A 23,394-nucleotide genomic window follows, 5' to 3' on the forward strand; every position below is an offset into this window, starting at 1 on the left:
TACAAATGCGCAGCCCTGCCCGGCCACTCAATTAACAGATGCCGTCAACTGTCCGGCTTCCGGGCAGGCGCGCGAGGTGACGAAGCCTTCCATTACGCTCGGACGCATGGCCGACGCACCGTACAAGCTGATCCTCCTCCGCCACGGCGAGAGCGAATGGAACGCGAAGAACCTGTTCACCGGTTGGGTGGACGTCAACCTCAACGAGAAGGGCGAGAAGGAGGCAGTCCGCGGCGGTGAGCTGCTCAAGGACGCCGGCCTGCTGCCCGACGTGGTCCACACCTCGCTCCAGAAGCGCGCGATCCGCACCGCCCAGCTCGCGCTGGAGTCCGCGGACCGCCACTGGATCCCCGTCCACCGCTCCTGGCGCCTGAACGAGCGCCACTACGGCGCCCTCCAGGGCAAGGACAAGGCCCAGACCCTCGCCGAGTTCGGCGAGGAGCAGTTCATGCTGTGGCGCCGCTCGTACGACACGCCGCCGCCGGCCCTCGAGGACGGCACGGAGTTCTCCCAGTCGGGCGACCCCCGCTACGCCTCCATCCCCCCGGAGCTGCGCCCCCGCACGGAGTGCCTGAAGGACGTCGTCCTCCGCATGCTCCCGTACTGGTACGACGGCATCGTCCCCGACCTCCTCACCGGCCGTACGGTCCTGGTCGCGGCCCACGGCAACTCCCTCCGCGCCCTCGTCAAGCACCTCGACGGCATCTCCGACGCCGACATCGCAGGCCTGAACATCCCCACCGGCATCCCCCTCTCCTACGAGCTGGACGCCAACTTCAAGCCCCTCAACCCGGGCGGCACCTACCTCGACCCGGACGCTGCGGCGGCGGCGATCGAGGCGGTCAAGAATCAGGGCAAGAAGAAGTAAGCCTGAACGATCTAGCCCTCTACCTGCGGGTTGTCCGCTGGTAGGGGGCTTGTTGTTGTGTCTGGGCCGTCAGGTGCGGCGACGCCGGCTGTGCCGATGAGCGCGATGGGCACGTCGCGGGGGCCACTGCTCGCTCCCGGTTCGCCATCTGATCATCCCGGCTGATCGTCCATGACTCGCCTCGGCCTTTGGTGAGTGCGCTGAGGAACGATCCGTACAACTCGCGGCGCGCCTGTCGCCACTCAGCAACTGCGGCATGTCTGTCCCGCCGTGACTCGAAGGGCCCCACCGTTCACGGCGGGGCCCTTCGACGTTGTCCGTCTCGTTTTGAGTAAGGGGCGTCCTCCCGGAGGGACGCCCCTTACTCAACTCGCTTTTCTCCTCAAGAAGATGAGGCCGTGTTTTCGCTCAGCCCTCGCACGTGGCCCGCGTCTTACCCGGCCCGCCCTTGTCGTGCTGCTCCCAGGGGGGAGGACCGTCGTGCTTGGGGCAGGGGGGCTTACCGCCGTGCTCCTCATGGTCTCCGTGCTCCCCGTGCTCCCCGTGCTCGCCGTGGCCACCCTCAGGTCCCACAGGACCCTGCGGCCCTTCAGGGCCTTGAGGTCCGGTGTCTCCCTTGGGGCCCTCAGGTCCGGTGGGGCCGACAGGTCCGGTGGGGCCGGTGGGGCCGGTGGGGCCTACAGATCCGGGAGGCCCGGTGGGCCCGGTGTCCCCCTGGGGACCCTCAGGTCCGGTGGGGCCGACAGATCCGGTGGGACCGGTGGGACCGACAGGTCCGGTGGGGCCGGTGGGGCCTACAGATCCGGGAGGCCCGGTGGGTCCGGTGTCCCCCTGGGGACCCTCAGGTCCGGTGGGACCTACAGATCCGGTGGGGCCGACAGGTCCGGTGGGACCGGCAGGCCCGGTGGGGCCAGTCGCGCAGGTCGGCGACGTGATGACGTTGGTGTCCAGCGTTACCGCGCTGGTCAGCGCCAGGGCTCGGCCCTGGATCTCGGCGCCGGTCGTCAACGAGATGGATTCCTGGGCCAGGATCGTGCCCACGAACTTGGAATCGGTCCCGAGGGTGGCGGAACTGCCGACCTGCCAGAACACGTTGCAGGGCTGCGCACCGTTGACGAGGATGACGCTGCTCGCCGTAGCGGTGGTCAGGGTCGATCCGGCCTGGAAGATGAAGACGGCGTTGGGGTCACCCTTGGCATTGAGCGTGAGGGCTCCGGTGAGTCCCATCGATGTCGTGGCCGTGTAGACGCCGGGTACCAGTACTTTTCCGCCGAGGTCGTCCGTAATGGCAGCCCCGGGTCCCCGGCCGGCCGCGTTGGTGTAGGCGGTGCCCAGATCCGCCTTCGCCGTAAGGGACTCGCCGTTGGAGATGTTCAGGTCGCCGAAGATCTGTCCGGGGCCGGAGGGCGTCGACGACGAGAAGCCCGTCACCGAAGAGCCCGGATCGAGTCCCACGTCGCCCTTGATGACGGAGGGGCCGGTGTTGGTGACCGTTGAACCGGCCAGGATCGCGTAGGTCTTGGCAGTCCCCAGGTCAACAGGGGCTTCTGCGGCCTGCGCGGTGCCCAAGGCCACAGTGGCCGTGGCCAGCAGTACTACTCCGGGCACCAGCGCGAAACGCGCCTTGAGCCGGCGATGTATACGGATTTTGCCTGGCGGCGGGGACGATGTGGCCGCTGTCATGGACTGACCTTTCTTGTCGCCGTTGAGCTCAGTCGCCCCGACATAAGGGGATCCCCGATCCCCGTAGCGAGTTCCGGTCGGGCCGGAAGCCGCGTCTCGTGTCGAGGTTCCGCGGAATCAGCCGAAAACAGAGGAACGCTGGGGCGGGCACCTGCCGATGAGGTGACGAGCCGTTATTGACCACTCAAAAGCTAGCAATAGCCTCATAAAGCACATACAGATAAGAGGCCAAAAGGGGGGCGGGAGTGCGTTATTCACCCTGCCGGTCGTGTCGGTGCTTGATTCCGAGCCATCGGCTCGTTCTCGGGGAGGGCCGGGTCACCGGCCGGATCATGGCGGTGCCGGTGGGGGTACAGCGAGGCACACGCGCGCCTGCTCGGCCGGCGCACCCACCGTCGTGGCTGACTGTCGTGGGCTGAGGTGCAGGCCGACCCGAGCGCACCTCTTAGTAGATGTGCCTGGTTACCCGCCTGCGGCCGGCACTTTGAGGATGCGCATCCACTCCATTGCTGGGCAGTCCCTGGGCCGTCCGAGGCTGCTCGACAGGGACCAACGACGACCAATGACGACAGCTCCGCCGCACATGGCACCCGCCCTGAGCTGCGAGATCCCAGCTCACCAAGATCCCCGACAAGACCCAGGGCAAGAAGAAGTAAGCAGAGCTGAAGAAGCCCCCTGCCTGCGGTTTCTTCGCAGGCGGGGGGCTCGCTGCTGTGCGCTCAAGCCGCAACCGTGGCCAGGCTCTGGAACGCCCGGGTCGTGCGAGGGTGGGCGATCTCTTCCAGAAGGTGTCGCCAGTCGGGGTCGGTGACATCCGGGTGGGCCAGATCCCAGGCGGCGAGCAGCGGGGCGAGGTCGCTCTCGTGGGGGATCTCGGACGGGTGGTCGTCCATCGTGGTGCTCGTCTTGGCGGACAGCAGCGACTTCATGGTCGTTTCCTTCCGGATGGGGGCTGCGAGCCTTTGGGATCCGTTGGGTTGAACGATGCCGTGGTGCGCTTGCCGGAACCATGGAGTGCCCCACCGAATCAAGGGTGTGGGTGGCTGCACCCCGGGAGGGCTGCTCTCCCCCCTGTCGCGGTGAATTGGGGGACGTCGGTGCGTCGTCGGCGTGACCGGGAACCGTGGCGGAGAGCGTGACCGGGAACCGTGGCAGAGAGTCAGGCCCTACCCGCACGGCGGGATGTCGTCGGTTTCAGGTCGTCCCGCATCAGTTGCTGGAGGGCTTCCAGGCTTGTGAAGAAGGGCCGTATGACCTGTTGGTACTCGGCGGATTCGACGCCGACAGGCTGTTCGGCCAGCAGGTCGCGGGCGATTCGGAGTTGGTCGTAGACCGGCTGTGCGGCTCTGTAGATGTGATCCGGGGCGGAGATGGCCAGTTCCCGGAGCACCGATTTGGCGTCGCTCTGCTGCGGATCGTTGTGGAACGCGTCGTGGACGGCCTGTCGGCGCACGGCGTCCGGTTGTTCGCGGAATGCGACTACCACCATGCGGCTGTGCGCCTGGGCCAGCGACATCAGGAAGCGCACGTAGACAGCACGCTTGGTGTCGGTCCATTGCTGGTTCTGCTCGCGACGGGAACGGAACACGTCCGCGACCACCGTCGCCCCCACCCCGAAGACAGCGCCGAGTGCCGCAACCGCGAGAGTCCCCCACTCCATGGCGCGCAGCGTACGCGAACCCGGCTCCAGGGCCCCCGCCTCCGGCGTCCTCGGAGCAGGGACCCTTTGCTGTGAATGGGGTGCCCCTCGCTGTCTCGGCGCCCCGTACGGCACGGACGCCGAGACCGGGAAGTCCCTGCAGTACAACCTCTTCGTGCCGAAGAACTAGGACAGGACCAGGTCGTATCCGATGGTCCTCTTCATGCACGACGCCGGCACGGTCAGCTCGAACCCGCTGATCACGCTGACGCAGGGCCTCGGCGCGGTGGTGTGGGCGAGTCCGACGGAGCAGGCCAAGCACGAGTCGTTCGTGCTCGCACCGCAGTTCACCGGCGAGGACGAGGGCAGCGACGGCAACACGACCTACCTCAAGACCATCAAGGGCCTGATCGACTCGGTCACCGGCAAATACAGCATCGACACGGGTCGGCTCTACACCACCGGCCAGTCCGGCGGCGCGATGACGTCGAGCGCGCTGGACTTCAACTACCCCGACCTGTTCGCCGCGTCCTTCCTGGTGGCCGGCCAGTGGGAGGACCTCGACGCCGTCAAGCCGCTGGCCGAGCAGAAGATCTGGGCCGTGGTCTCGCAGGGCGACACGAAGGCGTACCCGGGCATGACCGGGATCATGGACACCCTGGCGGACGAGGGGGCGAAGATCAGCCGTGCCGTGTGGGACGGCCAGTCGACCGTCTCGGAATTCGCCCCTCTGGCCGCCGAGATGAGCGCCAAGGGCACCCCGGTCAATTTCGTGGCGCTGAAGAAGGGCACGGTGGTGCGGCCCGGCCTGTCGGACGACAGCGGAAGCAACCACATCTGCACCTGGCGGGCCGCCTACACCATCGAGGGCATCAGGGACTGGCTCTTCCAGCAGATGAAGTGAGCCAGGTCCCGAAAAACCGCCGGGCCACACACCGAGCCATCCGGTCAGAGGGAGACAGCCACCGCGTTGAACGTCGTGTCCGGCAGCTGCGGGCTGGTGAAGCGGGCGTTGACGAGGTAGAGGCGGTCGCCGAAGCGGGCGGCGGTGGTGGGGACGTCGAAGCGCGGGTCGGTGATCGTGCGGCGCAGGGTGGCGGTGGTGGCCTTGGCGTCGAGGTCGAAGACGGTGACGATGTTGAGGCGGTTCTGTACGACGTACAGGGTGCGGCCGATGCGGACGAGGCCGTCGCCGTTGACGACGGTGTCCGCACCGACCAGCGTGATCTTGGTGGCGTACCCGGTCTTGACGCTCACGTTGTAGAGCACGCCCGGGCTGCTGCTGACGACGATCAGGCCGCGGCCGTCGGGGGTGCCGACGATGCCGTTGGCGTTGTTCACGTTCGGGGTCTGGACCCAGTCGCCGGTGAGCGGCAGGGCGTGGACCGCTCCGTCGCGGCCGCGCGGTACGCCGTAGAGCACCGCGTCGCGCGAGTCGGTGAACCAGGCGCGGTCGCCGAGCAGGATGACGTCGTTGATGAAGTGGCCGGTCGCCTCGGTCAGTTGGTGCGTGGCGACCAGTTCGCCGGTACGGGAGTCGTGGATCCGCGCGATGCCCGTGCTTCCGGCGATGTAGAGCAGGCCGTCGTCGTCCAGCTTCAGGCCGACGGAGACCAGGCCGGTGCCGCCCGCGAATAAGACCTTGCCCTCGCCCGTGCGCAGGTCGGTACGGAGGACGGCGCCGTTCGCGCGCGAGCCCATGTACGCGTACGGCTTTCTGCCGATGGTGATCCCCTCGGGGAGGAAACCGTCGGGGAGCGGGAACTCGGTCGGCCACGAGGCCCGCGGGGCGGCGGCGCTGGCCGTGCCGGTGCCTGCCGTGACCGCGAGTGCGGCGAGGGCGCTGCCGCCGAGAACGGCGCGCCGGGACGGCTGGGTGCGGTGGTTCCGGGTCATGGTTCCAGGCCTCCGTGAAGAGTGGGGGTGGGACTCAGAGACTCCAACTCGCTTAAGAGTTCTATGAGTTCGCAACGGACCGCCGGCTTCCGGGGTTCCCCGGCGCACTCCCCGCGGGACAACGCGAAGGGGCCCCGTCACGATGACGGGACCCCTTCGGCGTACGTACGTGTCTACCCGGTCAGCCGCACTGGCAGGGATTGCCGGACTGGCAACCGCACCCGCACCCCGAACCGCAGCCGCAGGCGCCGAACAGTGGAAGGTTCTTGATCTCGGCGGGCTGCTGGGTGTCGCTGTCCTGTGTGGGGTCGGGCGTGCTGGGGGAATCGGCCATGGGTCCCTCCTTCAGGCACGAGGTGTGCGAGGCACGCTGCACCGCACAGCTCCTGTCGCCCATTTCATGCCCACTCCGGCGGGTGCATCAACGGCGCACGCTCGGCGCACCGAGGCTCGCACGCGCCCCGGAGTGCGGGAGCAAGATCCCCACAGGCAGGTCACCCCGCCGGGATCAGGCCCCTTCGGCCCCCGTCGCCGGCTGGATCTCCGGCTGGATGTCGGGCTGGAGCTCGTCCGCGTGCTCGCCCGTCACGAGGAACACGACGCGCTTGGCGACGGACACCGCGTGGTCGGCGAAGCGCTCGTAGTAACGGCCCAGGAGGGTCACGTCCACGGCGGTCTCGATGCCGTGCTTCCACTTGTCGTCCAGCAGGTGCTGGAAGAGCGTGCGGTGCAGGAGGTCCATCTCGTCGTCGTCCTGCTCCAGCTGGAGCGCGAGGTCGACGTCCTTGGTGATGATGACCTCGGCCGCCTTGGCCATCAGGCGCTGGGCGAGCTGGCCCATCTCCAGGATCGTGGCGTGCAGGTCGTGCGGGATGGCCCGCTCGGGGAAGCGCAGCCGGGCCAGCTTCGCGACGTGCTGGGCCAGGTCGCCGGAGCGCTCCAGGTCGGCCGACATACGGAGCGAGGTGACCACGATCCGCAGATCCGTCGCCACCGGCTGCTGGCGGGCCAGCAGGGCTATCGCCCGGGCCTCCAGCTCGTGCTGAAGGTCGTCGACCTTCTCGTCGGCGGCGATCACGCTCTCGGCCAGCTTCAGGTCGGAGTCGAGGATGGCCGTCGTGGCGCGTCCGATCGCCGACCCGACGAGCCGGGCCATCTCGACCAGGCCCTCGCCGATCGAGTCAAGTTCCTCGTGGTACGCGTCCCGCATCAGGTTGTCCCTCTCTCACGTCAGCTTCGGGGGTCCGGGGGCTGGACCCTGACCATCGGAAATAGCCACCGAGCAGGCCCCGTGAACCCCACGCTCCCACGTTCAGGCCCGTACGCGTCCGTTTCAGTCACCCCAAATGAACCATCACTGGCTCCTGGGTGAACTCTGGGCGACGAGTGTTCGAGGTCGCACCCGGATGGCTGTGGCCTGGCGTGACGACATGCCTAACCTGGGGGCATGGACGTGAACGCGGCGGTCGCCGCAGCGGCAGCGATCGCCGGAGTGCTTACCGGTGTCATCGCCATGCTGGCGTTCCGCTGGAGCGAGCGCGACCAGAAACGCCCTACCCGCACTTCGCTGCATACGGACCCAGTGCTTCCGCCCGGCGTGGACACGGTCCTTTCCGTGCTCCGCTCCTCCGCCGTCGTACTGGACGAGGCGGACGCCGTGGTCAAGGCCAGCTCCGCCGCGTACGCCCTCGGGCTGGTCCGCGGCGGCAAACTCGCCGTCGAACCGATGCTCCAGATGGCGCGTGACACCCGTCGTGACGGGGAGATACGACAGGTGGAGCTGGATCTGCCGAGGCGGGGAACGGGACGCGGGGAAGCCCTCGCCGTCTCCGCCCGGGTGGCGCCGCTGGGCTCCCGGCTCGTACTCCTCCTCGTCGAGGACCTCACCGAGGCCCGGCGCATCGAGGCCGTACGACGCGACTTCGTCGCGAACGTCAGCCACGAGCTCAAGACCCCCGTCGGCGCGCTCAGCCTGCTCTCCGAAGCTGTCATGGACGCTTCCGACGACCCGGAGGCGGTGGAACGCTTCGCCGGCCGGATGCAGATAGAGGCCACCCGGCTCACCAACCTCGTACAGGAACTCATCGACCTCTCGCGGGTCCAGAACGACGACCCCCTCGAGGACGCCGAGCCGGTACGGGCGGACGAACTCGTCGCCGAGGCGATCGACCGCTGCCGCCACCAGGCCGGTGCCAAGCAGATCACCATGGCCGCGGGCGGCACCGCCGACCTGAGCATCTGGGGGAACAGGGGCCAGCTGGCCGCCGCCCTCGGAAACCTCGTCGAGAACGCCGTCAACTACTCGCCCGCCCGCACCCGGGTGGGCATAGCCGCGCGCCGGGTGAACGCGCCCGGCGGAGACCTCATCGAGATCGCCGTGACCGACCAGGGCATCGGCATCTCCGAAAAGGACAAGGAGCGCGTCTTCGAGCGCTTCTACCGCGTCGACCCGGCCCGTTCCCGTGCCACAGGCGGTACGGGGCTGGGGCTCGCGATCGTCAAGCACGTGGCGGCCTCGCACGGCGGGGAGGTCACGGTGTGGAGTTCCGAGGGACAGGGCTCCACGTTCACCCTGCGGCTGCCGGAGGCGGGCCCGGCCCGCGACCGCGTGACCACACACCACATGCCCGGACTCGACGAAGAGGACGAGCAGCCCACCGACGGGACGACCACCGTCACATCCCCGTATGACCCGCTTCCTGCCCCGGAGGTCCTTCCGTGACCCGTGTGCTCGTCGTCGAGGACGAGGAGTCCTTCTCCGACGCCCTGTCGTACATGCTCCGCAAGGAGGGCTTCGAGGTCGCCATCGCGACCACCGGGCCCGACGGACTCGACGAGTTCGAGCGCAACGGCGCCGACCTCGTCCTCCTCGACCTGATGCTGCCGGGCCTGCCCGGCACGGAGGTCTGCCGCCAGCTGCGCGGCCGCTCCAACGTTCCGGTGATCATGGTCACCGCCAAGGACAGCGAGATCGACAAGGTCGTCGGGCTGGAAATAGGGGCCGATGACTACGTCACCAAGCCCTTCTCCTCCCGCGAGCTGGTCGCCCGCATCCGTGCCGTGCTCCGCCGCCGCGGGGAGCCGGAGGAGGTCACTCCGGCCGCCCTGGAGGCCGGGCCCGTCCGGATGGACGTCGACCGCCACGTGGTCACGGTCTCCGGCTCCAAGGTCGACCTCCCCCTGAAGGAGTTCGACCTCCTGGAGATGCTCCTGCGCAACGCGGGCCGTGTCCTGACCCGCATGCAGCTCATCGACCGCGTGTGGGGCGCCGACTACGTCGGTGACACCAAGACGCTCGACGTCCACGTCAAGCGTCTGCGCGCGAAGATCGAGCCGGACCCGGGGGCACCCAGGTACCTGGTCACGGTGCGCGGTCTCGGCTACAAGTTTGAGCCGTAAACCGACACCGATACCGAGTCCGTACGTCGACTGCTGACGCACGACGAAGGGCGGCACCCCTCGGGGTACCGCCCTTCGTGCGTGCGTGGCTCAATGGGCGGCTGCGGAGACCGAGGCCGAGGCCGCGTCGGTGGGCGTACCCGACACGGATTCGGCCGGCGGCTCCGAGGCCGAGGCGGACTCCGAGGCCGACTCGGACGGCTCGGTGCTCGCGGTGGCCGTGGCCTCCGGCGTCGCGGGCACGTCGCTCGGGCCCCAGCCGGTGAAGTAGCTCTCGGCCGGAATGACGAACGCGCGCAGGTTCACGTCACCCGTCTGGCTGAAGGTGAAGGTGATCTTCTGGGCGTTGCCGTCCTTGATGGCGTCATTGCCGCTGGCCAGCACCGCGGCGGCGTTGCCCTTGCCGCCGAGGATGACGTAGCCGCCGGCCGGGATCGTCAGCTTGCCGGAGCCCTCGGCGGGCTTGATCTCGGCGGTCTTGCCGCTGTCGGCGACGGTGATCGAGTCCAGCGTCTGCGCGGTGTCACCGTTGTTGAACACGGTCGCGGAGATCGCGGCCGGGCCCGTCGCCTCCAGGTCCGGCTGGGTGATGACGACGGCGTTCTGGATCTTGATGTCGCCGACGGAGGTCGCGGCGTTGTCCGGCTTCACTTCCAGGGTCTGAGCGTTGTTGCCGGCGGCGCACGCGGCGAGTGAGGCGATCGAGAACGCTAGGGCGGCGGCGGCGAGAGCGCCGCGTCGAAGGCTGCTGCTCACGGCTGCGGCAACTCCTTGAACGTGGGCGAAGCAGGACGGCTCCGTTGTAAAGCCGCCCTAAGGGTCTGTCAGCGGCCTTAGGTTACCGAGCCGTTCCGGAGCTACCGCACCCGACCCGCCCCTACGCACCGACGGGCTCCCGTGCGCCGTGCGCGCGCCCCGTCCGTCGCACCCGCCTCTTCCGTCTCTTCGGCTACTTTGAGCCCGCACTCGGCCGTCACTCGTCCGTCATTCACATAACTCCCACCGACTGCCGCTTGCGGATTTCGCGCAAGGAATGTCCGGCGGTCCAGAAAAATTGATCATCGGTAGATCATCGGTAGATCATCGGCAGTTCACCGAAGGCCGTGATCAATTCCGGATTCGTCTCGTACCCGACTCCGGACATCGAACGGAGTAGCGGAAGTCGATCTCTTGGGGCCGGACAAAACGGGACGTTAAGACCCTGGTCAGGGGCTTCCGGTGTGTGTAACGTGCGCGTTTCACTTCCCCTGGACAGCCGCCCCGACCTGCGAATACCCTCTTCCGCCCGCCTCTCGCAGCACGTTCCTGTTGCGGTTGTCAAGCCCCGAGATATGCCCTGACCTGCGAAAACGCCATTCAGAAGCTGCCGTTTCCGTGTTACCCTGGATAGCCACGGAAGGGGTACCTGTCACATGACGTTCAAGGTTGGCGACACCGTGGTCTATCCCCATCACGGGGCCGCGCTGATCGAGGCTATCGAAACTCGCCAGATCAAAGGCGTGGACAAGACCTACTTGGTGCTGAAGGTCGCTCAGGGCGACCTGACGGTGCGTGTGCCAGCGGACAATGCGGAGTTCGTCGGCGTGCGTGATGTGGTCGGTCAGGAAGGGCTGGACCGGGTCTTCGAGGTGCTGCGTGCGCCGTACGCCGAGGAGCCCACGAACTGGTCGCGCCGTTACAAGGCAAATCTGGAGAAGCTCGCCTCCGGCGATGTCATCAAGGTCGCGGAAGTCGTACGTGACCTGTGGCGTCGTGAGCGCGAGCGTGGACTCTCCGCCGGTGAGAAGCGCATGCTCGCCAAGGCCCGCCAGATCCTGGTGAGCGAGCTCGCTCTCGCGGAGAACACGAACGAGGACAAGGCCGAGGCCCTGCTCGACGAGGTTCTCGCGTCCTGACGCCGGCAATCGCCGAGACGGAAATCGTCCCGACGTATGCAACCGCCGAGACGGTAGTCGTAGCCGTCTTGACGTACGCGTAAGTCTGCGCAGTTCAATTTGAGATGCGTGCAATGAAATGCCGCGGTGCCCGATGACGCATTAGCTGTCGCCGGGCGCTGCGGCATGTTCGTACCCGCACCCGGTCCGGGAACCGGAACTGCACGGTGCCAGAATTACCAGAGCCCCGCGCACTTGGTGTGCCGGGCCCGGGCAGCTGCCTCGACCAGATGTCACGGAAGGGTCCGGTCAAGGCGTCGCGCCCGGCACGCTGTGGCCATACCCACCTCGGCCGAGCACACAAACCTGACAGGAACCGATGTCTGACGATTCGCGTCCCTCGCCTTCGGAAGCCGCCATCCCTCCGGGCCTCCGTACCGCGGCCGTGATTCCGGCCGCCGGCCGGGGCGTGCGCCTCGGTCCGGGCGCACCCAAGGCGCTCCGCGCACTGAACGGCACGCCGATGCTCGTCCACGCGGTCCGCGCGATGGCCGCGTCCCGCGCCGTCTCGCTGGTCGTGGTCGTGGCCCCGCCCGACGGCGCCGCCGAGGTGAAAACCCTGCTCGACGCGCACGCACTGCCCGAGCGGACCGACTTCCTCGTCGTCCCCGGCGGGGACAGCCGCCAGGAGTCCGTGAAATACGGCCTCGACGCGCTGCCCCCCGGCATCGACATCGTCCTCGTGCACGACGCGGCCCGCCCCCTCGTACCCGTCGACACGGTCGACGCGGTCATCGAGGCCGTACGGGACGGCGCCCCCGCCGTCGTACCGGCTCTGCCGCTCGCCGACACCGTCAAAGAGGTCGAGCCCGCGACCGTTCCCGGCGCGCCCGAGCCCGTCGTGGCCACGCCCGAGCGGGCCCGGCTGCGGGCCGTGCAGACTCCGCAGGGGTTCGACCGGGCCACCCTCGTACGGGCCCACGAGACCGTCACCGACAACGTGACCGACGACGCCAGCATGGTCGAGCAGCTCGGGCTGCGGGTCGTGGTCGTGCCCGGTCACGAGGAGGCGTTCAAGGTGACCCGGCCGCTGGACCTGGTGCTGGCGGAGGCGGTTCTCGCACGGAGGAGGGCCAACGATGGGTTCTGAAGCGTCCGACGTCCGGCTGCCGCCGGGGGGTCCGCTGCTGCCCCAGGTCGGCATCGGTACCGACATCCACGCCTTCGAGGACGGGCGTGAGCTGTGGTGCGCCGGGCTGTTGTGGGAGGGGGAGGGGCCCGGGCTCGCGGGGCACTCCGACGCGGACGTCGTCGCACACGCCGCGTGCAACGCGCTGTTCTCCGCGGCCGGGCTCGGTGACCTCGGTGCGCACTTCGGTACCGGGCGGCCGGAGTGGTCCGGGGCGTCGGGCGTGACGCTGTTGACGGAGGCTGCCCGGATCGTGCGTGCGGCCGGGTTCGTCATCGGCAACGTCGCTGTTCAGGTGGTCGGGGACCGGCCGAAGATCGGCAAGCGGCGGGACGAGGCGCAGAAGGTTCTGTCCGAGGCGGTGGGGGCGGCGGTGTCGGTTTCCGGGGCGACCACCGATGGGCTCGGGTTTCCCGGTCGGGGTGAGGGGCTGATGGCGGTGGCTACGGCGTTGGTGGTGCGGGTGGGTTGACGGGTGGTTCTTTCGCCCCCTCCGCCCCTTCCCGTCCCTTGTTCCTGGGGCTCCGCCCCAGACCCCGCTCCTCAAACGCCGGAGGGGCTGAAAATCCTGCTTCTTCAGCCCGTCCGGCGTTTGAGGACGAGCGCGTCAGCGCGATACGGGGGTCTGGGGGCGGCAGCCCGCAGGGGACGGGAATGGGCAGGGGCGGAGGGGGCGAAAACCGCTGTACAGGCGCGAACCCGCTCCGGCGGAGTCAGCCGTCGGCCTCGTATGTCACGAATACATGCCCCATGGGCCAGAAGGGTCGCGGGGCACTACCCACCGCCCACTACCCTGGAGTGGTGACGATTCGCCTGTACGACACCAGCGCCCGGCAGATCCGTGACTTCACCCCGCTCATTCCGGGCTGTGTCTCGATCTACCTCTGTGGTGCCACCGTGCAGGCCGCACCGCACATCGGGCACATCCGGTCCGGTCTCAACTTCGACATCATGCGCCGCTGGTTCGAGCACCGCGGCTACGACGTGACGTTCATCCGCAACGTCACGGACATCGACGACAAGATCATCGCCAAGTCGGCCGAGCAGGGCCGCCCTTGGTGGTCGATCGGGTACGAGAACGAGCGCGCCTTCAACGACGGCTACGACGTACTCGGCTGCCTGCCGCCCACGTACGAGCCGCGCGCCACCGGGCACATCACCGAGATGGTCGAGATGATGCGCGGCCTCATCGAGCGCGGGCACGCCTACGAGGCGGACGGGAACGTCTACTTCGACGTGCGGTCGTACGACGGGTATCTGGCGCTGTCCAACCAGGAGCTGGACAACCTCCAGCAGCCGTCCGGCGTCGGCGAGACCGGCAAGCGCGACCCGCGTGACTTCGCCATGTGGAAGACCGCCAAGCCAGGCGAGCCGACGTGGGAGACGCCCTGGGGGCGCGGCAGGCCCGGCTGGCACCTCGAGTGCAGCGCCATGGCCCACAAGTACCTGGGTCCCGCCTTCGACATCCACGGCGGCGGCCTCGACCTGATCTTCCCGCACCACGAGAACGAGATCGCGCAGGCCAAGGCGTTCGGCGACGAGTTCGCCAAGTACTGGGTGCACAACGCCTGGGTCACCATCGCCGGCGAGAAGATGGCGAAGTCCCTCGGGAACTCGGTGCTCGTCAGCGAGATGGTGAAGCACTGGCGGCCCATCGTGCTGCGCTACTACCTCGGCACCCCGCACTACCGCTCGATGATCGAGTACAGCGAAGAGGCCCTGCGCGAGGCCGAGTCGGCGTTCGCGCGCATCGAGGGCTTCGTGCAGCGAGTGGTGGAGAAGGCGGGGGGCGTAGTCGAGCCCGCCGCCGAGGTTCCGCCCGCCTTCGCCGAGGCGATGGACGACGACCTGGGCGTGCCGCAGGCGCTCGCCATCGTGCACACGACGGTCCGGCAGGGCAACAGCGCACTGGCCGCCGACGACAAGGAAGCCGCCGTGGCGCGCCTCGCCGAGGTCCGGGCCATGCTCGGCGTCCTCGGCCTCGACCCGCTCGACCCGCACTGGGCCGGCGAGAGCGACCGCGGCGAAGACCTGCACGGCGTCGTCGACACCCTCGTACGCCTCGTGCTCCAGCAGCGCGAGGCCGCGCGCGGCCGCAAGGACTGGGCCACCGCCGACGCGATCCGCGACCAGCTCAACCAGTCCGGGCTCGTCATCGAGGACGGCCCGCAGGGCCCGCGCTGGACACTCGGGCCACGCTGAACATCCCCCGGTCGACCCCCGTCGACCTTGATCGATTGTGCCGCCCGGCTCTCCGGGCGGCACACTGCATATACGTACGTACGCACGCGTCACGCTTTTCCATGAGCGATGAGCAACGAGCAATGAGTAGAGACGGGTAGGTCATGGCCGCTAACAACCGCCGCATGTCCGGCAAGAAGGGCGCGCAGGTCGGCAGTGGCGGCCAGCGACGCCGGGGCCTGGAAGGCAAGGGCCCGACCCCGCCCGCCGAGGCGCGCAAGGGACACAAGAAGAACCGCATCGCCGGCGCCAAGGCCAAGCAGGCCGTGCGCCGTCCCGCCCCCACCAGGGGACGCGGCGGCAAGGGCACGTCCGAGATGGTCGTCGGACGCAACCCCGTCGTGGAGGCGCTGCGCGAGGGCGTGCCCGCGGTGACGCTGTACGTGCAGCAGTTCATCGACAACGACGAGCGGGTGCGCGAGGCGCTGCAGCTCGTGGCTGACCGCGGCGGCATCCACCTCATGGAGGCGCCGCGCCCCGAGCTGGACCGGATGACCAACGGACTCAACCACCAGGGCCTCGTCCTCCAGGTCCCGCCGTACGAGTACGCACACCCCGAGGACCTCGCCGCCGCCGCCTACGACGCCGGCGAGGACCCGCTGATCGTCGTCCTCGACGGCATCACGGACCCCCGGAACCTGGGCGCCATCGTCCGGTCCGCCACCGCCTTCGGCGGCCACGGCGTGGTCGTGCCCGAGCGGCGCGCGGCCGGCATGACCGCCGGTGCCTGGAAGACGTCCGCCGGCACCGCCGCCCGTACACCCGTCGCCCGCGCCACGAACCTGACGCGCACCCTGGAGGCGTACAAGAAGGCGGGCATCGCCGTCGTCGGTCTCGCCGCCGACGGTGAGGCCGAGGTCGGCGAGCTGGCGGCCCTCGGCGGTCCCGTCGTCATCGTCGTCGGCAGCGAGGGCAAGGGGCTGTCCCGGCTCGTCGGGGAGACCTGCGACTACCGGGTACGGATCCCGATGCCCGGCGGCGCCGAGTCGCTGAACGCCGGTGTCGCAGCGGGAGTTGTGCTCTACGAAGCGGCGCGGCGACGCGCCTGAACGCATGTGCGCGTAGTCACCCCCGTGGGCTAATCAGGATGTTCAGGTTGATGTTGACGCGGTCCGGACACATCGGCGCAGTCAAAGCAGTGTCCTAAACACACGTCACTCGGTTAGATGAGTGTGGACACCAGAACACCCCGCACACCCACGGGGGACCGCTCGTCGGGATTCGACGACGCTCCCGCGCTGAGCATGGTGAAGGTGCCGAGCGATCCGGCGCAGGTCATCGTCAATCATGCGAGCTTCCGCGTGCAGCTAGGCGCCCCACCGCGGAGCCAATCCCCGCGTATCGCGCGGCACTTGAGTTCCACCGACGACACCGCGCGCATCGCCGCCGTCGGTACGGCGGGCAGAACGGGCGCGGCCGGTGGGGCGGGCGCCACCGGTGGCCGCCGACGCGCCCCCGTCGTCTGGAGCGGGAAGTCCGCCCCGGACGACACCGGCGCCCACCGCCTGCTCCAAGCCGTGCGGAGCACCAGTGTCGGCCACGGCGCCCCCGCCCCGGCGGGCGACGCCGGAGCGACCCAGGTCATCCCGCGCATCGACGAACACCATGACTACGACGCCGACATGACCGTCGAAACCGTCGAGACGCCCATCGTCGGCAGCCAGCGCAGCCACGACTCCGGCGAGACCCGCCTGCTGCCGAACATGCGCTCGGTGGGCAGCGCGTACGACGAACCCGGTTACCCGGGCGAGGAGTTCGAGGAAGACCCCGAGCGCTTCGACGACGGCGACACCCCCGCCAGGCGGCACGGCGCCGACCCCGTGCGGCACGCCTACTACCCCGGCCGCCGGATGAACCTCGGCGTCGTCCTCCTCCCGCTGCGCGTCTTCCTCGGCTTCATCTCCATCTACGCCGGCATGGGCAAACTCTGCGACCCCGTCTACTTCGACGGCGGCGAGCGCGGCTCCATGGTCAAGTGGCTCAACACCCTGCACCCCTGGGAAGTCGCCGAGCCACTGCGGCAGTTCGCACTCCAGCACCCCGTCGGCGCCGGGCTCGTCATCGCCTTCCTCCAGGTCATCGTGGGCGTCCTCACGGTGCTCGGCCTGTGGCAGCGGGTCGCCGCCGTCGTCGGCGCGCTCCTGTCGGCCGCGCTCCTGCTCACCGTCAGCTGGAAGACGGTGCCCGCCTACGACGCGCCCGACATCATCTACCTCGCCGCCTGGTCCCCGCTGATCATCGCGGGCGCCCCCGTCTACTCCGTCGACGGACGCCTCGCAGGCGAGGCCTGGCGAACCCTCGGACCGCGCGCCGACATCTGGGACCTGCGCCGTCGCGTACTGCGCAGGGGCGCGCTCATCGCCTCCCTCGCCGTCGGCGTCACACTGCTCGTCGGCTCACTCCTCGGCGGAGCCGTCCGCGACGCCGACCGGATCGTCGTCCCCGGCCCCGGCGAGGCCCCGCGCAACGAACTGCCCGGCTCCCCGCTCCCCGAGACGCCCGGCAAGCGCAGCGACAAGCCCACCCCGTCGGCCTCCGAGGCACCCACCCAGGGCGCCGCCTCGGCCCCGCCGGACACGACGGCCACCACGCCGGGCGCGGCCCGCGACACCGGCACGGGCACCGCCACCAGCGGCCCCAGCCAGACCCAGGGCAGCAGCGGCCAGGCCCCGCCCCAGCAGTCCTCACCGGCCAACCAGGCGCCCAGCACCAGCGCGGGCCCGACGTCCAGCGGAGGCACGTCCAGCGGCGGCTCCACGGGCGGCTCGGGCTCGACGGGAGGCGGCTCCGACAGCGGCGGCTCCACCGGGCAGCCTGGGCTGGTGGGCGGCCTCCTGGGGTAACTCCCTCTGGACGACGGTACGAAGACGGGGCCCCGCACGATTCACGTGCGGGGCCCCGTCCTCGTAGCTCTGCAGGGGCCGCTCAACGCCCCAGCGCCGCAAGCTCCTTCGCCGCCTCCGTGAGGTCCTTCGCGGTGTCGATGGCGCGCCAGTAGGCGCCCTGCGGGAGCGAGAAGCCGGCCAGGCGGCGTTCGCGGGCCAGGTGCGGGAACGTGGTGCGCTCGTGGTCGCCGCGCTCGGGGAGCAGATCGGCGAACTCGGGGGAGAAGACGTACACGCCCGCATTGATCTCGTACTGGGTCGGCGGGGACTCGATGAAGTCCGTGATCCGCCCGAAGCCGTCCGTCTTCACGGCGCCCCACGGGATGCGCGGGCGGGCCAGCGCGAGGGTCGCGACGGCGTCGCGCTCGGTGTGGAAGTCCGCCATGTCGCGCAGCGAGAAACGGGTCCAGATGTCGCCGTTCGTCGCGAACCAGGGCCGGTCCGGGTGGGGGAGGTGCGCGGCGGCGTACTTGAGGCCGCCACCGCGGCCCAGGGGCTCCGACTCGACGACCGTCGTCACGTTCACCGGGAGGTCGGCGGAGTCCAGCCACTTCTGCAGGACCTCGGCGAGGTGACCGCAGCTGACGACCACATCGGTCACGCCCTCTTCGGCCAGCCAGGTCAGCTGATGGCCGATGATCGGGGTCCCCGTGCCGGGGATCTCGACCATCGGCTTGGGCCGGTCGTCGGTGTAGGGACGCAGCCGCGAGCCCTGACCGCCGGCCAGGACAACGGCTTGAACGGGGCGCGACGCGGCGTTCGGATCGGTCATGCCCGAACTGTACGTCGCACCCCGCTCGCGGCCTCGGTCCCCAACCGTTCCGTAACCGGCCGTACTTGAATGGTCGCCCTCGGCTCAGAAGTGCGTGGTCGCGACCCCCGAGGCGAAAGACGTGTCGCAGACCGGCCTGGCGAACGACTGGGCGCGCGTCGGGCCGTACGCACGGACCGCGGCGCGGCCCAGTGCCCGGGCGATGGAGACGCAGTGCTTCGCGAGCGACGGGCGGCCGTTCACCGCCTCCTGGAGGTGGGTGAGAGCGACGCCCGGGTTCTTCTCCTGGAGTTCCAGGAGGAGTTTGTCGCGCAGGACGTCCTGCGGGGTGCGGGACACAGCGCGAGTGGAGACATCCGCGGAGGACGCTTCGGCGGCGGTGAGCACCGAGTTCGAGGTGGTCCCCGACCAGTTGACTCGGGTGACCGCGAGGGTCCCGGAAAGTACCAGGACGACAGGCAGAACGAGGGCGAGGGTGCGGCCGACCCGACGGGCGGGGCCACGGCCACGCCGGGTCCGTTGGTTAGTGGTGGAGTGCTTCACGCGAGTGAGGGTAGCGTGGGGTGATGATTTGGCGACATTTAGTCACCGGTTCGGGGGATGGGGAAGCGGCGAATTTGGGGTACCGCGTTGACGTACACATATCGAAATGACCGGTCTGCCGGGGTATTTGTCGACATCGAAGAGGGCCCCGCAGCAGGCTGCGGGGCCCTCTTCGTCAACTTGGGTGAATTCACCCCGTACGGGGGTGTTGAACGGCCGTGGCTTGCCTCGGCCTTGCGGCCTCAGTCCGCCTCAGCCCGCCTCAGTCGGAGAGGCGCTCGCCCGTGGAGGTCGAGAACACGTGCAGCTCGCCCGGACGCGGCACGACGTGCAGCGTGGAGCCCTTCTCCGGGACCGCACGGCCGCTGACGCGGACGACCAGGTCCGTGGGCTTGTCGTCGACCTTCGCGGTGCCGTAGACGTAGCCGTCGGCGCCGAGCTCCTCGACGACATTCACGGAGACCGCCAGGCCGGCCGGAGCGTCCTCGGTGTCCTTCGTCAGGGACTTGGCGGCCTCGCCGTTGTGCTCGACGATGTCGAAGTGCTCCGGGCGGACGCCGACCGTGACGGTGCGGTCACCGCGGTCCGCCGCGGTGGACAGCGCCTCACGGCTGACCGGCACCACGCTGTTGCCGAACTTCACACCGCCGTCGGTGATCGGGACCTCGACGAGGTTCATGGCCGGGGAACCGATGAACCCGGCGACGAAGAGGTTGTTCGGCCGGTCGTACATGTTGCGCGGCGAGTCGACCTGCTGGAGCAGACCGTCCTTCAGCACGGCCACCCGGTCGCCCATGGTCATGGCCTCGACCTGGTCGTGGGTGACGTACACCGTGGTGATGCCGAGACGGCGCTGCAGCGACGCGATCTGCGTACGGGTGGAGACACGGAGCTTGGCGTCGAGGTTCGACAGCGGCTCGTCCATGAGGAACACCTGCGGCTCACGCACGATGGCGCGACCCATCGCCACACGCTGGCGCTGACCACCGGAGAGCGCCTTAGGCTTACGCGCCAGGTAGTCCGTGAGGTCCAGGATCTTCGCCGCGTCCTCCACCTTCTGGCGGATCTCGGCCTTGTTGACGCCGGCGATCTTGAGCGCGAAGCCCATGTTGTCGGCGACCGTCATGTGCGGGTACAGCGCGTAGTTCTGGAACACCATGGCGATGTCCCGGTCCTTGGGCGGCAGGTGCGTGACGTCACGGTCACCGATGTGGATCGAGCCGGCGTTGACGTCCTCGAGACCCGCGAGCATCCGCAGGGAGGTCGACTTTCCACAGCCGGAGGGACCGACGAGGACGAGGAACTCGCCGTCCGCGACATCGAGCTCGAGCTGGTCGACGGCGGGCTTGTCGCCACCCGGGTAAATGCGGGTCGCCTTGTTGAACGAGACAGTGGCCATGGTGAGGGCCCCCTTCACCGGCAGGAACGTGCCGGACGATCCGTAGTGGAAGGTGGTGTCACGGCACGGGAGGACCCACGCCGGTGGTGTAGTCCACAAGAGTGAACTGGCCGCGACGGTACCCGGCGTTTGCCTGTTCTGTCAGTAGGTGGGGGGTTGTGAATTTCGCGGAAATTTTCGAGGGGGCAGAGCACCGCACTTTTGACCTTCGCCACCTTCGCCATGCTGGCCGGCCGAGTCATCGCCTTTTGGCCTGCTCGCAGACAGCGACTTCCTGCTTCAACACGCACTGCCGTACACACACAGCCCTGAAGAGCTGCGCCCGAGCGGTCTTACACGCGCTCCACAGGCATTCCGGCCGACGGCCCGTCGGTCCGTACCGCACCGGCCGCTCCTACGCGGCCAGCAGACACTTCTCCAGCTCCGATGCCTTGATCACGGCCGGAACCTTCTTACCCGGCGGCAGCCCGGCCGCCACCAGCCAGTACAGCCGCATCCCCTCATCCCGGAGATTCACGGCCGCATTCACATCCCGATCGTGGACCACACCGCATTCGGTGCACATCCACTCGCGGACCGAGACATCCATCTTCGGCCCCTTGGTGTGACAGGCCGAGCACCGCCGTGTCGAGGGGAAGAAACGGTCGACGATCACCAGCGTTCGGCCGTACCACTTGCACTTGTACCGCAGCTGCCGAAGCAGCTCACCCCACCCGGCGTCGATGATCGCCTGATTCAGCTTCGCCTTGCGCCGCCTGCCCTTGCCGCGCGCCGGACGCAGCAGGGTCACGATGGACAGGTCCTCCACCACGAGCACTTGGTTCTCGCGCACGAGGCGGGTGGTGAACTGGTCCAGCATGTCCCTGCGTACGTCGCCCATGAGCGCATACAGGCGGGCGATCTTCTGTCTGACCTTGTCCCGGTTCCTGGAACCCCTCACCTTCTTGTGCAGCTCACGCTGCAACCGCGCCAACTTCTCCGCGTACCGCTTCAGCAACCGCGGATGATCCAGCTTCGTCCCGTCGTCCAGAGTGACCAGCGACGCGATCCCCAGATCCAGCCCCACCGCCTTCGGCGCCCGCGAACCCGGCTCGAACGCGGCAGGCAGCGGTGCTATCTGCTCCTCCACCAGCGTGGACACGAAGTAGCGACCCGCCCGATCCCGCGTCACCGACAACCGCACCGGGAACACCCCGGCGGGCAGCGCCCGCGACCAGCGAATATCCAGCGGCTGCGACTGCTTGGCCAACGTGACGGACCCCGTACCGGGCCGCTCCGGATCCTCGACCCATCTGAAACCCGTACGCACATAGATCGCCGCATCCCGCGACCGGCCCTTCTTCTTCCGCTTCGGGTACTGCGCCAACCCCTTGAAGAACCGCGTGTACCCCTGATCAAGATGCCGCAGAGCCTGCTGAAGCACCGTCGACGACACCTCCTTGAGCCACGCCGTCCCCTCCGCCCGCTTCCAGCCCGTCAACGCCCGGCACGTCTCCGCGAACCCCACATTCACCCGGTGCTGCTCCCAGGCGCCCGACCGCAGAGCCAGCCCCTCGTTGTAGACCCACCGGCAGGCGCCGAAGGTCCGCTCCAACTGCCCGGCCTGCTCGGCGGTCGGATAGAAGCGGAACCGGTAGAGCCGGTGGTGGCTGTCGGGCTCCTTGGCATGCCCCTTCAGCGGAGTCGCCTCGCGCGCGTGGTGCTTGCGGCGCTCGCCGATACCGAGCGCCTCGCGCTTGATCCGCTCGGCCTCCTTGCCCTTCACCGCTTCCGGCTTCGGCTTGGCCACCGGCTCCCCCATGAATCCCTCCCCGACGATCCGATCTCGGAACAGCACGTCAGAGCGATCAACGAACGGGTGCTCGGATGGTTACGCGCAGTTTTCGAGGCTGAGGCGAGTCACGAACTTCGTGGCTTGGGGAAACCGGGTCTGTGTACAGTGGAGCCGCTTCGCGTACGGGGTTGTGGTGCGCAGCGCCTCCTTAGCTCAGTCCGGCCCAGAGCGGCTGTCTTGTAAACAGCAGGTCGTCGGTTCGAATCCGACAGGAGGCTCCACCTTGAGGCCAGGTCAGAAGTAATCTGACCTGGCCTTTTGTCTCGGCTTCCTGCTGGCTGACCTGATCAGTCCTAGCCCTCCACCTCGTACTGCCCGACCTCCAGGAAGTAGCGCATCTCTTCCGGGGTGCCGTCTATCGCGTCTTCCGCTGCCGCGCGCAGGGCGGCGCTGATGTTGGGGTTGGCCAGGATTGTGGCGATGGCTACTCGGTCGTCCTCGGCCTGGGCGAGTGCTCGGCCGGTTTCGAGGAAGTAGGTCCTGTCTGCGGCGGTGCCGTCCAGGGCCTTGTTGGCCTCTCTGCGTACGGCCTTGCCGGTGGTGGGGTCGGCCAGGATCTTGACTATGGCGAAGGAGTTGTCCTCGTCCTGGGCTATCCAGCGGCCCGTCTCCAGGAAGTAGCGCATGTCCTCGGCGGTGCCGTCGAGGGCCTCCTGGGCCTCTCTGGCCACGGCCTTGCCGGTGCTTTCGTCCGCCAGGATGCGGGCGATCTCGATGCGGAGTTCCTCGTCCGTCATCGAGTCGTACGGCGAGTCCGCGTCGGCCGTCGTGGCCGACGCCGCGACGGGTGAGGTCGTCGTGTCGGCGGCGAAGGTCGGTGTGGAGAGCAGCAGGGCCGGGGCCAGTGCGCCCGCGGTCACTATGAGTGCCGCGCGGGTCAGTTTCATGTGTTCCATCCCCCAGTGGTTTAAGAGTGGCCGGCTGTTCGTCGCCGGCGGGGGAGATCGTTTCAAGGGGCGATATCGCGACACAAGATTGGAATCGGCAGTCATCGTGACCCGTTCGCTGCCGACTGGGCGTTCTTGACGTCGTGTTGGGAGGTAGTGGTGTCCGGCATCAAGGGCGCGTAAATGCTGCCGGGTTCCGGCAATGCGGCGGGTGCCGGCGGCGGGTCAGGATGGGAGGGCAGAAACGGGGGGACGGATGGACCTCCGGTGCCGGAGCGTCGACGG

The 23,394-nt window shown here is 68.7% G+C and carries 22 protein-coding genes and 1 tRNA gene; 11 read left to right on the plus strand and 12 right to left on the minus strand.

What is annotated here, in order from left to right; translation table 11 throughout:
- Positions 1–106 precede the first annotated feature (106 nt).
- Positions 107–868, plus strand: a complete 762-nt coding sequence (locus tag OG266_RS24060) for a phosphoglyceromutase (protein ID WP_266459427.1) — start codon at positions 107–109, stop codon at positions 866–868.
- Positions 869–1,276: 408 nt separating this feature from the next.
- Here OG266_RS24060 and OG266_RS24065 read toward each other — a convergent pair whose 3' ends face one another.
- The 3 genes from OG266_RS24065 to OG266_RS24075 form a co-directional block, all read right to left on the minus strand.
- Positions 1,277–2,551, minus strand: a complete 1,275-nt coding sequence (locus OG266_RS24065) for an ice-binding family protein (RefSeq protein WP_371548344.1) — start codon at positions 2,549–2,551, stop codon at positions 1,277–1,279.
- A gap of 719 nt (positions 2,552–3,270) precedes the next feature.
- A complete protein-coding gene (locus OG266_RS24070) occupies positions 3,271–3,480 on the minus strand; it encodes a hypothetical protein (RefSeq protein ID WP_371548345.1) in 210 nt (69 codons plus the stop codon).
- 230 nt (positions 3,481–3,710) lie between these two features.
- A complete protein-coding gene (locus tag OG266_RS24075; protein ID WP_266459430.1) occupies positions 3,711–4,211 on the minus strand; it encodes a hypothetical protein in 501 nt (166 codons plus the stop codon).
- Positions 4,212–4,413: 202 nt separating this feature from the next.
- On the opposite strand from OG266_RS24075, the gene OG266_RS24080 reads away from it, so the two are divergent.
- Positions 4,414–5,094 carry a hypothetical protein gene (locus OG266_RS24080; protein WP_371548347.1) on the plus strand — a complete coding sequence of 227 codons (681 nt, stop codon included), beginning with the start codon at positions 4,414–4,416 and terminating at the stop codon, positions 5,092–5,094.
- A gap of 44 nt (positions 5,095–5,138) precedes the next feature.
- Here OG266_RS24080 and OG266_RS24085 read toward each other — a convergent pair whose 3' ends face one another.
- The 3 genes from OG266_RS24085 to phoU all read right to left on the minus strand — a co-directional run bounded on the left by OG266_RS24085 (position 5,139) and on the right by phoU (position 7,296).
- A complete protein-coding gene (locus OG266_RS24085; protein WP_371548348.1) occupies positions 5,139–6,086 on the minus strand; it encodes an SMP-30/gluconolactonase/LRE family protein in 948 nt (315 codons plus the stop codon).
- Between the two features lie 181 nt (positions 6,087–6,267).
- Complete coding sequence (locus OG266_RS24090; RefSeq protein WP_266459435.1) at positions 6,268–6,420, minus strand: hypothetical protein; 153 nt, start codon at positions 6,418–6,420, stop codon at positions 6,268–6,270.
- A 174-nt stretch (positions 6,421–6,594) separates the two neighbouring features.
- Positions 6,595–7,296 (minus strand): phosphate signaling complex protein PhoU, encoded by a 702-nt coding sequence (gene phoU / locus OG266_RS24095; protein WP_371548350.1) that lies wholly within the window; start codon positions 7,294–7,296, stop codon positions 6,595–6,597.
- Positions 7,297–7,533: 237 nt separating this feature from the next.
- Between phoU and OG266_RS24100 the strand changes: the two genes are divergently transcribed.
- The gene (locus OG266_RS24100; RefSeq protein WP_266459440.1) at positions 7,534–8,808 is read left to right on the plus strand and encodes a cell wall metabolism sensor histidine kinase WalK; all 1,275 of its coding nucleotides are present in this window, start codon (positions 7,534–7,536) and stop codon (positions 8,806–8,808) included.
- Complete coding sequence (locus OG266_RS24105) at positions 8,805–9,485, plus strand: response regulator transcription factor (RefSeq protein WP_009340348.1); 681 nt, start codon at positions 8,805–8,807, stop codon at positions 9,483–9,485. The genes OG266_RS24100 and OG266_RS24105 overlap by 4 nt, the downstream gene beginning before the upstream one ends.
- A 90-nt stretch (positions 9,486–9,575) precedes the next feature.
- Here the strand turns inward: OG266_RS24105 and OG266_RS24110 are convergent, their stop codons facing one another.
- Positions 9,576–10,241: a DUF461 domain-containing protein gene (locus OG266_RS24110; protein WP_371548353.1), complete on the minus strand. Its 666-nt coding sequence runs from the start codon at positions 10,239–10,241 to the stop codon at positions 9,576–9,578.
- A 656-nt stretch (positions 10,242–10,897) separates the two neighbouring features.
- Between OG266_RS24110 and OG266_RS24115 the strand changes: the two genes are divergently transcribed.
- The 6 genes from OG266_RS24115 to OG266_RS24140 all read left to right on the plus strand — a co-directional run bounded on the left by OG266_RS24115 (position 10,898) and on the right by OG266_RS24140 (position 17,632).
- Positions 10,898–11,380, plus strand: coding sequence for a CarD family transcriptional regulator (locus OG266_RS24115; protein WP_006380568.1), 483 nt, complete (start codon positions 10,898–10,900; stop codon positions 11,378–11,380).
- Positions 11,381–11,738: 358 nt separating this feature from the next.
- The gene (gene ispD / locus OG266_RS24120; RefSeq protein ID WP_329546884.1) at positions 11,739–12,509 is read left to right on the plus strand and encodes a 2-C-methyl-D-erythritol 4-phosphate cytidylyltransferase; all 771 of its coding nucleotides are present in this window, start codon (positions 11,739–11,741) and stop codon (positions 12,507–12,509) included.
- A complete protein-coding gene (gene ispF / locus OG266_RS24125) occupies positions 12,499–13,020 on the plus strand; it encodes a 2-C-methyl-D-erythritol 2,4-cyclodiphosphate synthase (RefSeq protein WP_371548355.1) in 522 nt (173 codons plus the stop codon). The genes ispD and ispF overlap by 11 nt, the downstream gene beginning before the upstream one ends.
- Before the next feature lie 329 nt (positions 13,021–13,349).
- Positions 13,350–14,750, plus strand: coding sequence for a cysteine--tRNA ligase (gene cysS / locus OG266_RS24130; RefSeq protein ID WP_266459448.1), 1,401 nt, complete (start codon positions 13,350–13,352; stop codon positions 14,748–14,750).
- A gap of 143 nt (positions 14,751–14,893) precedes the next feature.
- Entirely contained in the window at positions 14,894–15,838 is a 945-nt protein-coding gene (gene rlmB, locus OG266_RS24135) for a 23S rRNA (guanosine(2251)-2'-O)-methyltransferase RlmB (protein WP_266459450.1), read from the plus strand.
- Between the two features lie 117 nt (positions 15,839–15,955).
- Complete coding sequence (locus tag OG266_RS24140; RefSeq protein WP_266459451.1) at positions 15,956–17,632, plus strand: DoxX family protein; 1,677 nt, start codon at positions 15,956–15,958, stop codon at positions 17,630–17,632.
- A gap of 82 nt (positions 17,633–17,714) precedes the next feature.
- On the opposite strand, the gene OG266_RS24145 is transcribed toward OG266_RS24140, so the two are convergent.
- The 4 genes from OG266_RS24145 to OG266_RS24160 form a co-directional block, all read right to left on the minus strand.
- Complete coding sequence (locus tag OG266_RS24145) at positions 17,715–18,446, minus strand: nucleotidyltransferase family protein (RefSeq protein WP_266459453.1); 732 nt, start codon at positions 18,444–18,446, stop codon at positions 17,715–17,717.
- An 84-nt stretch (positions 18,447–18,530) separates the two neighbouring features.
- Positions 18,531–18,989 carry a hypothetical protein gene (locus OG266_RS24150; protein ID WP_326722273.1) on the minus strand — a complete coding sequence of 153 codons (459 nt, stop codon included), beginning with the start codon at positions 18,987–18,989 and terminating at the stop codon, positions 18,531–18,533.
- A 262-nt stretch (positions 18,990–19,251) separates the two neighbouring features.
- Entirely contained in the window at positions 19,252–20,388 is a 1,137-nt protein-coding gene (locus OG266_RS24155) for an ABC transporter ATP-binding protein (RefSeq protein WP_266459456.1), read from the minus strand.
- A 394-nt stretch (positions 20,389–20,782) separates the two neighbouring features.
- Positions 20,783–22,189, minus strand: a complete 1,407-nt coding sequence (locus OG266_RS24160; RefSeq protein ID WP_371548359.1) for an RNA-guided endonuclease InsQ/TnpB family protein — start codon at positions 22,187–22,189, stop codon at positions 20,783–20,785.
- Positions 22,190–22,364: 175 nt separating this feature from the next.
- Here OG266_RS24160 and OG266_RS24165 point away from each other — a divergent pair.
- Positions 22,365–22,443: transfer RNA gene (locus OG266_RS24165), tRNA-Thr, on the plus strand.
- 72 nt (positions 22,444–22,515) lie between these two features.
- On the opposite strand, the gene OG266_RS24170 is transcribed toward OG266_RS24165, so the two are convergent.
- Positions 22,516–23,109 carry an ALF repeat-containing protein gene (locus OG266_RS24170; protein WP_371548360.1) on the minus strand — a complete coding sequence of 198 codons (594 nt, stop codon included), beginning with the start codon at positions 23,107–23,109 and terminating at the stop codon, positions 22,516–22,518.
- Positions 23,110–23,394 lie beyond the last annotated feature (285 nt).

It is taken from the genome of Streptomyces sp. NBC_00554 (assembly GCF_041431135.1).
Lineage (GTDB): Bacteria > Actinomycetota > Actinomycetes > Streptomycetales > Streptomycetaceae > Streptomyces.

Bases quoted from the DNA above. Each gene is read 5' to 3' on its own strand.
- OG266_RS24060 (WP_266459427.1), top strand. From the start codon at position 107: ATGGCCGACGCACCGTACAAGCTGATCCTCCTCCGCCACGGCGAGAGC.
- OG266_RS24065 (WP_371548344.1), bottom strand. From the start codon at position 2,551: ATGACAGCGGCCACATCGTCCCCGCCGCCAGGCAAAATCCGTATACAT.
- OG266_RS24070 (WP_371548345.1), bottom strand. From the start codon at position 3,480: ATGAAGTCGCTGCTGTCCGCCAAGACGAGCACCACGATGGACGACCAC.
- OG266_RS24075 (WP_266459430.1), bottom strand. From the start codon at position 4,211: ATGGAGTGGGGGACTCTCGCGGTTGCGGCACTCGGCGCTGTCTTCGGG.
- OG266_RS24080 (WP_371548347.1), top strand. From the start codon at position 4,414: ATGCACGACGCCGGCACGGTCAGCTCGAACCCGCTGATCACGCTGACG.
- OG266_RS24085 (WP_371548348.1), bottom strand. From the start codon at position 6,086: ATGACCCGGAACCACCGCACCCAGCCGTCCCGGCGCGCCGTTCTCGGC.
- OG266_RS24090 (WP_266459435.1), bottom strand. From the start codon at position 6,420: ATGGCCGATTCCCCCAGCACGCCCGACCCCACACAGGACAGCGACACC.
- phoU (WP_371548350.1), bottom strand. From the start codon at position 7,296: ATGCGGGACGCGTACCACGAGGAACTTGACTCGATCGGCGAGGGCCTG.
- OG266_RS24100 (WP_266459440.1), top strand. From the start codon at position 7,534: ATGGACGTGAACGCGGCGGTCGCCGCAGCGGCAGCGATCGCCGGAGTG.
- OG266_RS24115 (WP_006380568.1), top strand. From the start codon at position 10,898: ATGACGTTCAAGGTTGGCGACACCGTGGTCTATCCCCATCACGGGGCC.
- ispD (WP_329546884.1), top strand. From the start codon at position 11,739: ATGTCTGACGATTCGCGTCCCTCGCCTTCGGAAGCCGCCATCCCTCCG.
- ispF (WP_371548355.1), top strand. From the start codon at position 12,499: ATGGGTTCTGAAGCGTCCGACGTCCGGCTGCCGCCGGGGGGTCCGCTG.
- rlmB (WP_266459450.1), top strand. From the start codon at position 14,894: ATGGCCGCTAACAACCGCCGCATGTCCGGCAAGAAGGGCGCGCAGGTC.
- OG266_RS24140 (WP_266459451.1), top strand. From the start codon at position 15,956: ATGAGTGTGGACACCAGAACACCCCGCACACCCACGGGGGACCGCTCG.
- OG266_RS24145 (WP_266459453.1), bottom strand. From the start codon at position 18,446: ATGACCGATCCGAACGCCGCGTCGCGCCCCGTTCAAGCCGTTGTCCTG.
- OG266_RS24155 (WP_266459456.1), bottom strand. From the start codon at position 20,388: ATGGCCACTGTCTCGTTCAACAAGGCGACCCGCATTTACCCGGGTGGC.
- OG266_RS24160 (WP_371548359.1), bottom strand. From the start codon at position 22,189: ATGGGGGAGCCGGTGGCCAAGCCGAAGCCGGAAGCGGTGAAGGGCAAG.
- OG266_RS24170 (WP_371548360.1), bottom strand. From the start codon at position 23,109: ATGAAACTGACCCGCGCGGCACTCATAGTGACCGCGGGCGCACTGGCC.